Raw genomic sequence first — 14,639 nt, forward strand, 5'->3', positions numbered from 1 at the left:
CCTTACTCCTCCTCCTTAGCGCACCAGGGTTGGCCGCTTAAACCGCTTCTGTGACGTAGAACCGTAATACACGGGATCGTCAGAGACTTTGGTGAGGATTTTCAGACGTCTGAAAATATGAACGATGCAAGGATTTGCGCTTTCCTCGTATCGATCAAACTTTATCGGATTGCCGCAGTGTGTGGGGGGTACAGATCGAACGTGCAATTTTGAGGTTTCTGCCGCCGGAGTGTTCAGGAATTACTTCGATCAGATCGGCAAGCACACCGACCGTCTTCTGAAGCAACCCGTCGGAGCCCTTACTAAATGCAAGGTCGATGCCGATCTTAAGTGCCCATGACAAAGCATTCTCCGCACGGGCTTTCTCCAGCGCGCCCCAGAGGTCTACATTTTTTTCCCCTCGTACATTAGCAAGCAGGATCGTAGCACGGCGGAACTCGACATCGGCCCAGCACGGTTCGCTATCTCTTTCTTCCACGAGAATATGCAATACCGGCAAAAGTGGAGTGCTATCGCACATATTCCGTTGTGTGGCGACAAGCATGTCGCTAAACAGAATGGTGTACTTGGGATGAAAACCGGCATTGAATACCGCTTCGACAACCGATGATAGTTCAGACGAGGAAACGACTTTTCCGCTTTCCATGGTCGCCCAGGCATCAAAAACACTCGCGTAGGTATCCCAGAATCCCAAGCCGTGTTGACGTGCGGCATGCCGTAGGCGGGTGACTGCGCCTCGCACTGCTTCGACGTCGCCCTCAAGGCCGAAAACGGTACTCTCTCCTTCTGCAAGCGCACAGCATAGCGTATTGGCGTGGTCGAGCATTATCGCTTCGGATACCGCAAGACCTGCAAGGTCTTTTGCTTCGTTGACGCGACCCAAAACCCATAGCGTACGAGCGAGAAACGATTTTCCGGCAACACTTTGGTCGAGCCCGAACCGAAACCTCTGTTGCGGCAAGTTCACCTGAAACCAGTGAATGCTTCGCTCGATAAGCTCACGTGCAAGATCGTGATTGCCTGAGAAATGTTGCGACACACCGGCAATTCGTTCGGCTACTGCCGCCGCTTCAGCATCACCAGCGCGTAGAGAACACCGCAACATTTCGGTTGCATGATTTAATGAGTCATGAAAACGACCGGATCTAAGACTTACGAGCCATAGGCCATATCTTGCCTGAAGTTCGATCTCAGAAACTCCATGGAGCTGCGCGAGAAAAAGTGCCCTTTGCCACGCACTATCCGCCTCTGCGACGGGACCAACAGCCCAGCTAAGTGCGGTACCCAATGCAGCTTGCAAAGACATTTCGTCACTAGCTGCCATCGAGTTCGCAAAACGCTCCAGTGCGTCCGAAATACGATTTCGACATTCATCATGAAGCGATAGCTGCACCCAGTACGGTGTCGCACAGGCCAGAATACTGATCCCAACCTGCATGTCACCATTCGTAGAAAATGACCAGTCAAGGACGCCGCGGATGTCGTCGATAATACCAGCGTGGGTGGCTTGCCACTCATCCGTGGAAAGCGTTTTCCAGTCGTGAGTTGCATGGCGAGCCGCAGTCAAGATGTGAAACGCATATCGTTGCATGACGCAATTTAAATCTGGGTCGTCCGCAAGCTTCTCCAACGCATAGAATCGAATGGATTCTAGAAATCGATACTGGGGTCTGGTGTGGCTTAGATCCAGCAGCAAAAGGGATTTGCTTACGAGACGCCCCAAAATATCAACCGCATACCAGGGATCACTCTTCTCAGGGATTGCCACCGCACGGACGGCTCCCACATCAAATGGAGAGGAGAACACCGATATGCGTCTAAGCATCAACTGCTCATCTGGATCAAGCAGATGGTAGCTCCAATCAACGGTCGCCCGTAGCGTTCTGTGCTTGGCAAGAGCTGTTTTTCGGCCCGCCGTTAGCAGGTTGAAGCGATCATTCAGCGCTGCCAGAACACCGCTCAGGCCAATTGTTGAGACGCGCGCCGCTGCCAACTCCAAGGCCAACGGCAATCCGTCGAGCCGATGACAGATTTCGTTGACCAATGCGACATTGATTTCGTTTGTCTGGGTCTTGGCTGATGCCCGTTCCACAAAAAGCTCGAAGGCCGGATATTTCAGAGCCGTCTTGATATCCATTATATTTTTGGGCGGCACCGCCAGCGGACCAAGTCGATACACTTGCTCCCCACTGATTCCCAATGGCTCTTGGCTCGTTGTCAAAACCTTGATCTGTGAAGAATTTGTTAGAAGTGTCTCTATCGCTTGTGCGATCACATCTGACAAATGTTCACAATTGTCGATAATCAGTGTGAGCTGCGCTGACCGGCTACCACCAAAAACCTGCCTAATGTGTTGCATCCCCAAACTCGGGATCATCAACGCGTTTGCAAGCGACGGCTCGACGAGTTGAGCATCTGAGACTTTGGCCATCTCCACCACGCGCACATCAATACTATCTCTTTCAGCCAGGCGCTCAGCAAACTCGATGGCAGATCTGGTCTTTCCAACGCCCCCAGAGCCAACAATGGTTAGAAGGCGAGACGCACCGAATAATTCTTCTATTTCTAACAATTCCGCTTCTCGGCCGAGCAGAGGCGTTAGCGGTATAGGAAACGCTCTGGCGGTCACCTTACCCAGAACCGGCTCTGAGACGGCCTCTTGGTTCTGTTTCGAGGCGAGCCTATATCCGAGACCAAACTCGGTTCTTACCATGTCCCTATCGGAACCAAGCGCACGCCTTATGGCCGACATTTGCGCTTGCAGGTTATTTTCTTCAACGACCACTCCAGACCAGACAGTTTCGAGGAGATAGTCCTTTGTGACCAACTCCCCTTTTGCCTTCACCAGAAGCCATAAAATGTCGATCGCCCGCGGGCTAATCTCAATCTTGATTCCGTCACGCATGAGAATACGCAGACGCGGAAAAATCCGGTAGCGGCCAAAATCAGTGCCTTCGTCATCTCGATCAGCGGCTTGCGTGACAGGGAGCTTTGCGGGCATAGACTATCCAACCTTTGCCAATTACTGCAATCTCATAGCGGCCAACCGGAACATTCGCAACATTGCCGCTTATTGAGGCTTCTTTAATTTACCGACCTGTGATCGGCATCCTCTACGAGCCAAGGCAGCAGCATACGTAGTGCTTAAGCCCGGAGTTTTATATTCTACTCCACACTGGACGAGGGGGCACCCGCTCAAGCATCTAGAGTTTAGTGACGATTTAACGAATTAGGATTCCCAACGCGTGTCAAATTAGATCCAACACTGGCTTTTGGAGTTCGGTGATGGATTGTGATGCACTTTGTGAAGATCAGTGGGAACGGACCAGGAGTTTCGTGCCGGTTGGCGCGAAGGTCAAACGCGGTCCGCAGACCAACAACCGTTTGTTTCTGGATGCACTGTTGTGGATGGCCCATTCAGGCGGTCGCTGGCGTGATTTGCCTGAACGGCTGGGCGACTATCGTTCGGTGAAGCGGCGCTATTACCGCTGGATCGAGATTGGCGTAGTCGACGAGATGCTATCGGTACTTGCCAGAGCAGCCGGTCTGGAATGGCTGATGATCGACAGCACCATCGTGCGGGCACATCATCATGCCGCTGGCGCGCGCCAGTTAAAAGGGGCGGATGCCTAAGGCCTAGGTCGGTTTCGTGGCGGACTGACAACGAAAATCCATGCCGCGACGGAGGCGCTTGGCCTTTCGATCCGCCTGATTGTCAGTCCGGGACAGCGCAATGACATCGCCTTTGCCCATGATCTTGTCGACGGTTTTCAAGTCGAGGCTGTCCTTGCCGACAAGGGCTATGATGCCGAGCATCTGTGCGAAAGGATCGCCAATACAGGAACTAAAGTCGTCATCCCGCCGAAACACAATCGCAAAGTCCAGCGTCTCTACGACGCAATACTTTACCAAGAGCGCAATCACGTCGAGCGCTTCTTCAACAAACCCAAACAGTTCAAGCGTGTCGCGACACCGTATGACAAGCTGCTCACAAACTTCATGGGCTTCGTCAAGCTTGCAGCTATCGCCATATGGCTCAAATAGTTAAATCGTCGCTATAGCCTAGTCTAGCTGAAAAGGTTTCAGGATCCGATCGGCAAGCATATCTGGATCGGCATCGAGACGCCCTGTCATCAGATAAAGCCAAGCATGGGCAAGAATGGATTCGGCCAACGCATTCAGATTTGTAGCCAGTATGATCTCACCCCGGCCCGATGCCCGGTGCAATACCTGCTCCCATGCAGTGATCCGTTCTTGCCGGTAGTCAGCCAACACTTCTGCAACTGCCGAATCATGCTGCGCTTCGGCAATGATAAGCGCGAACACGTGCCCTTCTCCTCGCCAGAAGGCAAAGAGATTGCGGAGTGTCTGACGCAAGTCCCCCGTCAAGCTGCCCGTGTCTGCGTCGAGATGCCCATCCTTCAATCGTTGATAGACGGCCAGCAAAAGAGTTCCTCTGTTCGGCCACCACCTGTAGAGGGTGGCTTTGCTGGCGCGTGCCTCGCGGGCAACGGCATCAGTGGTTAGGCCCTTCAGACCATCACGGCGCAACAGGTCGGCTGCAGCATCAAGGATAGCGGCCGCTGTATCGGGATTTCGACGCGGACCGATCGAACGGCGGCTGAAGCTTCGCGTAGTCATATCGCCACGTAATTCCTCTTGATTGACAATAAGTACATATCGTACCTATAAAATAGGTACTAATCGTACCATATGAGGTTCTTCATGTCTTACGTCAACCGTAAATTCCCTCGACTAGTATTCAGCCTACTAGGGTCAGGACCTATTAAATAACTTGCACCTCTGCGGAGGCTTTGATTCATTTGGATCGAAAGGAGTTCCGCGATGAGTGAGTTACTGTTGTTTTCAGAGGTGCAGATGCGCGGCATCGAACCGTATTTTCCGCTGTCGCACGGCATTCCGCGCGTTGATGACCGTCTAATTTTGAGTGGCATCATCTTTGTTTTGCGCAATGGGCTGCGTTGGCGTGACGCACCGAGAGAATACGGTCCACACAAGACGATCTATAACCGTTTCATCCGGTGGAGTAGGCTGGGCGTGTTCAACCGCATTCTTGCCGAACTGACCGCCAAACGCGGTAAGCTCGAACAACTGATGATCGACGCCACCCACTTGAAAGCCCACCGTACCGCAGCCAGTCTGCTAAAAAAGGGGATGTTCCCAGACGTATTGGGCGGACCAAAGGCGGGCTGAACTCTAAGCTGCATGCCGTCTGCGATGATCACGGTCGACCACTCATCCTGCTTCTGAGCGAAGGGCAGATGAGCGATTATAAAGGAGCGGCAAAGATGCTTCCCGCGTTTCCCAAGGCCAAATCCTTGTTGGCTGACAAGGGGTATGACGCCGACTGGTTTCGAGACGCCTTGGCAGCCCGTAAGATTACCGCGTGCATTCCATCTCGGGCAAACCGCAAACTCGCCATCCCGTATGACCCGGTGCTCTATAAAAAGCGCCACAAAATCGAAAACATGTTCGGCAAGCTTAAGGACTGGAGGAGAATTCATACACGATACGACCCATGCGCCCACGCATTCTTCTCAAGCATATGCTTCGCTGCAGCCGTGATCTTCTGGCTTGGATTTAACGAGTCCTGACCCTAGGCAGGCCGTTATGATTGATATGAGGACGTCGCGGTCGATCCCGTTCATTACGACGGGCAGCAGGGCCCTCAGCAAGCCGCTACCGTTTCGCGGAGACACCCATCCGCTGAGCGCCACACAATATTCGCAGATTGCTCAAGTAGGAAAACATGCCATCCAACGATGTCGCGGGAGTTTCTGACTCGCCATTGGATTTGTTTTTTGCGCTCTGCCCCCAATAAGCTTCACTGCTTTCAGTTTTCAGATATCCAGGTCAGATTCTGTTCGAACAATATCGGCTTTGGTCCTGCTTATCCTGTCCGTTTCACCCGCGTAGACGTCTTGTCCAACGAACAGATCGACAGGCGGATCAAGGCTCGTCGCCAATTGGCATAAACCGTAGGCCTTTGACGGGTGGGAGGCTCAATATAGCTCCGAGCAACGTGAGGCCGAGCCCTAACTCGACGATCGACTGTCAGCCATAGAAGAATATAATCGTGAACCTGGCGTACGAGGCCGCTTAGGCATAAAAGGAATGTTCCTCTGCAAGGCTGGCCCATACCATGCATTCTTGCTCTGCACCTGGACGACTCTCTGGCAGGGCCACAGCAAGTTGTTGGGTCCGGTTTGCGCGAGAAAGGGTATTGGGTGGGTCAGCGCGAAGTTGCGAGATAGCTTCGCGCGCCGTGCCTGCAACGCTTTTAATCTCGATATCAAAGTAATTTTCGCAGTATCGGCCGATCAGGTTGGCAAGCTCGTGCAGGAACGATACGTTCCTGCACGAGCTACAATTAGATTGGTCTCGCATCTTCTATCCACTGTGATTAGCTACTACGATAAATTTTGCGCAACACGATCCCACCGAATTCTTCGAAGAAATTCAGTTTTCTGTTGCGGTAATTTCAAAACCTCATGTTGAAGTTTGCTTTGACCCCATGATCGCGTGTTGAACCTGCGAACTGTCCAGCATAGGAGAAGCCAAAGGTAGCGTTTGGCGTGAGGTTGAGATCAAGCCCCGCTTCAATGATAGCACTTTCACCTGCGATCGGAACGCCAGCGATAGTGAAGGCATTGCCCACAGACAAGGCGTGCGTGCTTTCCGGCGGCGTATCACGATAGGCATGGCGCCAGGCTATCGTGCCCTTGAAAGTTGTATCCATTGGGCCAAGCTTGACCGCCTGCTCGCCCCGAAGGCCAAGCGTGGTGAAGGTTACGTCTGTCGTGGCGCTGCGTCCGCTCAGCGCTGCCTCGCCACCGGTTTCATGAAAGCCATCGGTATGCAGGCTGACATGAGCAAGATTGGCAAACGGCTCGAACCGCAGACCATCTCCCATTTCCATGCCATAACCTAGTTCCCCGAAAGCCTGGAAGGTTCGACCCCGGTAGTCGGCGCTCAGATTGTCGGTGAACCCTGGAATGCTTATGCCGCGGCTGGTGTCGATATCATGCCAGCTATAGGCCGCGCCTGTACGCAAAGCGATATTGCCCCAACGGGTGGCACCATAAAGACCAAGGTGATAGTTCTCGCTTGATCCTGACGATGAGCGATCCCTCACCTTGAAACTGGAATGACTGTAACCGGCCAGCAGGCCAAAACGCCAGTCACTGACCATGGTGTCAGCACCGATTAACAGACCACGGGTATTGCGATTTTTTGAGGCCGCATTGTCATCGCCGTCGGTCGAACCCCAAGAGGCGAAACCATGGCTCCAGAAGACCGGACCGCCATGATCAGCAGCAACCTGAACCGGCGTATCACCCGAGCCATAGGCCAGAACTGGAGTAACAGAGGCGCCAGCCTCACCGAACGCTGCACGCAGACGTTCGTTCGCGGCATTGCGGATGAAGCGACTGTCCTCGATCAGGGCCGCCTTGGTTGAGGCGTGGATCTCCCCTGACAAGGTGTCGAAGCTGGCGCGGATCACGTCGCCATCGTCCGGCAATTGGGCGATCGCGTCAAAGACTGTATGAACCGCACCAAAACCAATACTCTCGATCCCGATTGCGGTTGCGATCTGATTACGCGTTGATGCAACGGATGCGAAGTCGCGATCATTACGTACCAGGTCGAGGGCAACAGTTCCCGCTCCATAACCATAGAGCAGCCTGGGATTTAAGAAGGCGAAGTCGGAGGTGACATCGTCAAATGCACCCGAGAGGCTGCCGTTGGCAGAAAGGATCGTATAGGTCGATCGGATATCGTATGCGCCATTGGCACCTATGTGAGCAACCGCGCCGCCATTGAGCGTGGCATTTCCGGCAACCGATACAAGATCGCTGTCGCCGCCTTGCGGATTAACTTCGACGACGAAATGCGAGCCAGCCTCGAAGACGAGGTCGCCATCAACCGTCAATGTACCAATTGAATTGCCGGGCGAGAGTGTACCATCAGAGGCAACCCTGACCACCGAGCCCGCCCCTGATCCGACCGCTCCTGCCCCCCCAAGTGTACCGCCAGCGCGCACATCGAGCGAGCCGCCGAGAATACCATTGCCTGAAGCATCACCCACCAGCAGGGTTCCGGCATTGATGCTGGTCAGGCCCGTAAAGCCTGAACTGTCACCAGTCAGGAGAACCGTACCAACTCCATCAAGAGAGAAGTTTCCTGTGCCAGAGATCAAGCCGCTGTAGACGGCATTGCCGCTATCAGTGAAGCTGAACGCCGCACCTATGCCGTCGATTCCAACATCGCCGCCAAAGCGAACGGCTTCGGTCACAAGGACGCCATCGGCAACCGTCCAGTCGAGAAGCGAGCGGCCTCCCAAAATCAGCCTACCTCCGCCGTCCTTGATCATATGTCCGTCGGTCATGCCAAGTCCGGAGATATCCCCCGCAAAGCTGGCGTCACCTGCCTGATCGAAGACGACCGTGTCGGCATTGGCGATGTCGCCCGAGATCGAACCGGCGCTGCCGGTCAGCTTACCGGCTTCAACGAGTGTATTGCCGTAAGCATTGGTCCCCGTCAGGACAAGCGTACCCTCCCCCTGCTTGATAAGGTTGCCATCACCGGTGATTGCACCCGACAAGCCAAGAGTTGTTGCATCAGCGACATCAAACCGGCCGCCTTCGCTATGCAGATCAATAAGACGAGCACTGTTGAAGTTCGACATCGTTGCCAATGTACCGCCGGCAAAGGTCAAGTCGCCCGATGCAGCGCCGAGGTTTTGATCGGAAGCCACCGAGAGGATGCCAGCTAGAAGATGAGTGCCACCTGTATAGGTGTTATTGCCCGAGAGGATCAGATTGCCACCGCCAGCCTTGCGGACATGATTACCAGCGCCATCTTCGATAACTGAAGAAATGCTTGTCGTGACGCCACTGTCGATATTGAATGAGCCGCCTGCGGCAACACCGATGGCAAGACCATCGCCTTCGATCTGGTAGCCATCGGTTGAGAAGTGTAGTGTATCGAAGACCTGTGTGGCCTGAACATTGACCGTTCCGGCAGTGCCTGCAAACACACCAACCGAACCGCCCCAGCCGGTATTGGCACTGCCAGTTGCATCAGTCCAGTTGGTCGCAAAGGACTGCCATGTGCCGTCACCCCCATCAGCCGTGCCAGTGGCCGTTGTTCCTGTGCCGTCCCAGAACTGCATGGTCTGGTTGGCTCCCATAACCGACAGATTGACCTGACCCGGAATGTCATAGCGGACGTCTGGATTGTTAGGATTTACGGCGGCAAACCCACCGATACCGGTTAGCTTTCCATCCGCGAATGAGCCGGACAGAGTGCCATCATAGTCGAACAAACGATAATAGCCCGCTGCCGCAACATGGGCATCCAGCGTTCCGTCAAGTGTGAGAGCGCCATTGACGACCAATAGGTCGTTCTTCGAACCACCGACAACGCCCGGGCTGTTGAACTCGAATACGGTAGTCGATCCTGTTTTAAGGGTCAGGTCATTGCGGAAGGTCAGTGTACCGGGACTATTACCGGCCGATAGCGTACCGTCAACGGTGACGGCACCCGTCAACGCACCCCCGCCGCCCAACGTCCCATCTACAGCGACATTGACAGCCCCGCCAAGAACGCCATTTCCCGAGGCATCGCCTACCAGTAGCTTGCCACCCGATACCGTGGTTGTACCCGAAAAGCGCGAACTGTCCCCAGTGAGTGTCGTTATACCAGCAATGTGATTAACAATATGCGTGCTTGCGGCATTGCTCTTTAGATTAGTAGAAAAAGTAGTTATGCCACTATGATTAAAAGTGAGTGCGGCAATACCTGCCCCAAAAACGATATCTTCCGCCTTCACAATACCGGCAGCCGCGGCCGGTTCACCCATAGTCGTGCCGATATTGAGAGTGCCGCTTCCGAAACCAGTATATCCAAGATAAACGGTTCCTCCACCTCCGTTGCCTGCCAAAACCATACCACCGTTGGCAACGGTCAGCGTTCCTGTGCCATCACTCCCGACCGTGAGATTGCCAGTATTTTTCCATGTTGCATCAGCTCCGGAGACAATGACAGTTCCTTCGACGTCAGCTGCCCATGCAATAATGCCACCTTTATTTTCAACACTTGCGCCATCGAGAATGTCCAGCGAGCCCGATCCACTTTCACCAACAATGAGGTCACCGGTATTTTTCCATGTTGCGCCTGCCCCTGACACGCTGACAGCACTTTTGGAATTTGGGTTGAAGCCGATCTTGCCATCTGAATTTTCAACACCTCCGCCATCGCTAATGATCAGAGTGCCGGTGCCGTGATGGCCAACTGTAAGGCTACCAGTATTTTTCCATATTGCACCTGCTCCCGACACATTGACAGTACCTTTGGAGCCTGGGTTGTTACCAATCGTGCCGACTGAGTTCGCAACACTTCCGCCATTGCTAATGGTCAGGGTGCTGGTGCCGTAATGGCCAACAAAGAGGGTGCCGGTATTGTTCCATTTTGCGCCTCGCCCTGACACGCTGACAATACCTTTAGAGTCTGGATTGCGGCCGAGATAACCGTCTGAGTTTTCAACACTTCCGCCGTCGCTAATGGTCAGAGTGCCTGTGCCGTAATGGCCAACAAACAGGGTGTCGGTATTGTTCCACGTTGCGCCTGCCCCTGACACGCTGACAGTGCCATTGGAATCTGAGACGTCGCCGATATAGCCGACAGAGGCCTCAACACTTCCGCCATCGCTAATCGTCAGTGTGCCGGTGCCTTTATGGCCGACAGAGAGGCTACCCTTATTGCTCCACGTTGCGCCTGCCCCTGACACGCTGACAGTGCCATTGGGACTTGAGACGTCACCGATATAGCCGACAGAGGCCTCAACACTTCCGCCATCGCTAATCGTCAGTGTGCCGGTACCTTCATAACCGACAAAGAGGGTGCCGGTATTGTTCCACGTTGAGCCCGCCCCTGACACGCTGACAGTACCTTGGGAGCGTGGATTGCGTCCGAGATAACCGTCTGAGTTTTCAACACTTCCGCCATCGCTAATCGTCAGTGTGCCGGTACCTTCATAACCGACAAAGAGGTTACCGTTATTGTTCCACGTTGAGCCTGCCCCTGACACGCTGACAGTACCTTGGGAGCGTGGATGGTGGCCGAGATAACCGTCTGAGTTTTCAACACTTCCGCCATCGCTAATCGTCAGTGTGCCGTGCCCGAAATAGCCAAATGTTAGGCCGCCAGTATTTTCCCATAATGCGCCTGCTCCCGTCACATTGACAGTACCTTTGGATTCTGAACTGAACCCTATCGTGCCAAAGAAACTCTCGACACTCCCACCATCGACGATATTCAGCGTTCCCCTGCCCGTATAACCCACATAAAGATTGGAATTATTTCTCCATGTTGAGCCTATACCTGATACATTGACAGTACCGTCGGCGCCCATGGAGATAGCAGCGTATTCATTCCGGACAGAGCCGCCGTCGGCAATGGTCAGAATACCTCCGCGAAGTTCGCCTATTATAAGCTCACCATTCAAAATCCACTCTGGGAGAGGGTTTGGCGAAGGGAAGGGACTTACATCGCCTTCTGCAGTGACGCTCTTTGCCAATCCTGGCTTTGTGGCTCCTCCAAGAGTTAGAAAAAAAACCAAGGCTGTGGATATATACAAGCAAGCCCGCCGCCTGTTGACGATCCCCATACCGCCCCGTGTTTTGACCTTTTGTTGGCTCATCATGCACCCTTACAAAGCATCACGCCGCGCACATCAGGCGCATACACGTACTACCTTGATGACAGCGAATTGCTGGGTGAGCGTACAGCCGCAACTGCGATGACGACCAAAGTACGCCACACCACATTATCATTCTGATAGATGATGATTTTCATGCCGGGGTTGTCAACAACCATAGGCGATGTAAATGCAATAATATCAATAGATTATACTGCGCGTCTCACCAACCGGTCGATTGCTTTACAATGCGTCTCACTCGGAGCAAACTGTCGCAGAGACGCCGACCTATAATAATGTGTCACATCGCAGCTAGCCAACGACTCCATTCGATCTCGGAAGCTGATTCGTATCGCTTTCCTGCTTTTCCCAGAGATACTGCTCGGTAGTCTCGCGGTGATTGACCGAACTCCCGGGAAAATAGTCTGCTGAACGGAGTCGGATCAAAACCCCATCTGTATGCAATCTCGCCGATGGAAAGATGACTAAGTTTTGGATTAGCCAAATCCTGCCGACTGCGCATTAATCGGCGCTGGCGCAGATAGTTTGCAAAGCCCTGAACAGGCTCCATGATGCGGTAGAGCGTTGCGCGCGAAAAACCGAAATGCCGCGCAACACTGTCAGCTGTCATATTAAAGTCAACGAGCCCGTCTTCAATATATCGCCGAACCGCCAGCCACGCAGCTTTTCTGACACGTGGCGCATACTCCTCTGTAATCGTACCGTTCAGCGCAGCCGCAGCTAATGCCAGGGTCGGCTCCTGCATGGCGATTGCTTCGGCATACGTCATTTTCGGACCCGCGGCAAAAAGTGCCCGAATATGACTGCGTAAAAGGCCTACTAGGGGCAAATCAGCATCAATCCGCAAGCCCCCAAAGGCATCGGGTTCACGCAATAAGGGATCGAACAGGCGACGTGGCAAGACCAGATCAAAACTTTGATATTCGGTTGAAGCAGTCTTGAGTGGCTGGGTCATATCGACAACCAGCAAGTCGCCTTGCTGTGCTATCTGTTCGCGTCCTCGGGATCGTGCGCTTCGCTTTCCACTGACGTAAAACTGCAGCATGTAATAATCGAGACTGTCGACAGCGATCCTTGCATTGACACGCTCTGTAACTTGCCCCGAACTCTTGACCGTTCCAAACATGAGATCACCAGCATGAAACGCATCAACACTGGCATAAAACGTCTCATCAGTCAGTCTAGAGACGTCCCAAACCGATGTTGCGCTGTCGCGCCACAAAGGTACGCGGTCACGTAAAGGCAGAAGATTGGTATCGAGAACCGAGCGGGCTATGAACTGTTTCTTATCGTGCATTGATCAAATGCCTCTGCAGTCTTCCGATGTCATTACCTCTCTCACTTGGTAGAGATGTATAATTCATATATCAGCACATTTCATAAATTATAGTTTGATTTCAGCGATTGTGACGGAATCCCGTTTCGACCGAACATTCGGCTGAAGCTGAAAGGCCCAAGCACAGGATTGAGAGCAAGCTTACATCTAACGAGTGCTAACATATTGAATTGCTGGCGGGTGATGTCCGTCGTAGACGTTGGGCAACCACACGATATGGCTGGAGAATTATACGGCGGGTCGCCGGGGTCGCATCCATGACGGTAAAGTCATAGTTAGCCGTTCAATCTGATCCCCTACTTTAGGCTCAGGACGCATTGATTTGAAGTGATAGCTATGTGATTCAGGCGGCGGCGAAGGAGCCTTCATCATGAGCAAATTGTTTTGGCTGACGGATGAGCAGATGGCTTGTCTTCAGCCCTATTTTCCCAAGAGCCATGGCCGTCAGGGCGTTGACGATCGACGTGTCCTGAGCGGCATCACTTCGTCAACCGCAACGGGCTCAGGAGATGTGATGCGCCGAAGGAATACGGCCCTGCAAAGACGCTTTATAACCGCTGGAAACGCTGGGGTGACAAGGGCGTCTTCATCCAGATGATGGAAGGCCTTGGCTGTGCCTGAAGCTGCAGAGCGAAAGACGATCATGATCGACGCGACCTATCTCAAGGCTCATCGCACGGCTTCCAGCCTGCGAGTAAAAAAGGGGGTACGGGCCGCCTGATCGGCCGCACGAAAGGCGGCATGAACACCAAGCTTCATGCTGTAACGGATGCGAATGGTCGTCCGGCCAGCTTCTTTATAACAGCGGGCCAGGTCAGCGATTACACCGGTGCTGCCGCCTTGCTTGATGAACTCCCCACGGCCAAATGGCTGCTGGCCGACCGTGACTATGATGCCGACTGGATTCGTGACGCTTTGCAGGCGAAGGGGATAACGCCCTGCATTCCGGGTCGCAAATCACCGAACAAGGCCGTCAAATACGACAAGCGCCGCTACAAAAGGCGCAACCGGATCGAAATCATGTTCGGGCAGCTCAAGGACTGCAGGCGCGTCGCTACGCGCTACGACAGATGACCAATGGCCTTCTTCAACGCCATCGCACTCGCCGCTACCGTCATCTTCTGGCTATGACCAATCAGTCCTGAGCCTAGCGTCATATCGTGACCGACATGACCGGCAACAAGCTGGAAAGCATTGTACATGGTGCGGATGTTCAGGACCGTGACGGCGCGCCAGATCTGATAGCGCGCGTCTGCCAAAACCATCCCTCCGTAACGAAACTCTTTGCGGATGGCGGATATGCTGGTGAAAAGCTCGCAACGGCTGTGGCGCATATCGAGGCGCTGGGAACCGAAACCGTCAAGCGTTCCGATCAAGCCAAAGGCTTTGTAATTCTGCCCAGGCGCTGGATCGTCGAACGAACCTTCCCATGGCTCAACCGGTGCCGTCCGGCTGGCAAAAGATTGGGAGACTTCAACTGCCTCCGCAGAGGCATGGATGTTCAAAGCATCCATCAGGCGAATGATAAGACGTATAGCAAAGCTAGAATTTTGAGTCAGG

At 53.5% G+C, this 14,639-nt stretch carries 5 protein-coding genes and 3 pseudogenes; 4 read left to right on the forward strand and 4 right to left on the reverse strand.

The window, feature by feature from the left end; all coding sequences use genetic code 11:
• Positions 1–154: 154 nt before the first annotated feature.
• Positions 155–3,001, reverse strand: coding sequence for a winged helix-turn-helix domain-containing protein (locus AAIB41_RS16745; RefSeq protein WP_343315139.1), 2,847 nt, complete (start codon positions 2,999–3,001; stop codon positions 155–157).
• Between the two features lie 284 nt (positions 3,002–3,285).
• Between AAIB41_RS16745 and AAIB41_RS16750 the strand changes: the two are divergent.
• Positions 3,286–4,044 (forward strand): annotated as a pseudogene (locus AAIB41_RS16750) (IS5 family transposase).
• An 18-nt stretch (positions 4,045–4,062) separates the two neighbouring features.
• On the opposite strand, the gene AAIB41_RS16755 reads toward AAIB41_RS16750, so the two are convergent.
• A complete protein-coding gene (locus AAIB41_RS16755) occupies positions 4,063–4,641 on the reverse strand; it encodes a TetR/AcrR family transcriptional regulator C-terminal ligand-binding domain-containing protein (protein WP_343315140.1) in 579 nt (192 codons plus the stop codon).
• Between the two features lie 204 nt (positions 4,642–4,845).
• Here AAIB41_RS16755 and AAIB41_RS16760 point away from each other — a divergent pair.
• Positions 4,846–5,615, forward strand: a protein-coding gene (locus AAIB41_RS16760) for an IS5 family transposase (RefSeq protein ID WP_343314169.1) whose coding sequence is annotated in 2 segments (ribosomal slippage) — positions 4,846–5,179 and positions 5,179–5,615 — 771 coding nt in all. Because the reading frame shifts where the segments join, the coding sequence is not laid out codon by codon here.
• Between the two features lie 887 nt (positions 5,616–6,502).
• On the opposite strand, the gene AAIB41_RS16765 is transcribed toward AAIB41_RS16760, so the two are convergent.
• Positions 6,503–11,530 carry an autotransporter domain-containing protein gene (locus tag AAIB41_RS16765; protein WP_343315141.1) on the reverse strand — a complete coding sequence of 1,676 codons (5,028 nt, stop codon included), beginning with the start codon at positions 11,528–11,530 and terminating at the stop codon, positions 6,503–6,505.
• A 493-nt stretch (positions 11,531–12,023) separates the two neighbouring features.
• Positions 12,024–13,040 carry a helix-turn-helix domain-containing protein gene (locus AAIB41_RS16770; protein WP_343315142.1) on the reverse strand — a complete coding sequence of 339 codons (1,017 nt, stop codon included), beginning with the start codon at positions 13,038–13,040 and terminating at the stop codon, positions 12,024–12,026.
• A gap of 409 nt (positions 13,041–13,449) precedes the next feature.
• Between AAIB41_RS16770 and AAIB41_RS16775 the strand changes: the two are divergent.
• A pseudogene (locus tag AAIB41_RS16775) lies at positions 13,450–14,153 on the forward strand (IS5 family transposase).
• Between the two features lie 77 nt (positions 14,154–14,230).
• Positions 14,231–14,633: pseudogene (locus AAIB41_RS16780) on the forward strand (transposase); the annotation flags it as partial.
• Between the last annotated feature and the right edge of the window lie 6 nt (positions 14,634–14,639).

The organism is Brucella sp. BE17 (genome assembly GCF_039545455.1).
In the GTDB taxonomy this organism is placed as follows: Bacteria; Pseudomonadota; Alphaproteobacteria; order Rhizobiales; family Rhizobiaceae; genus Brucella.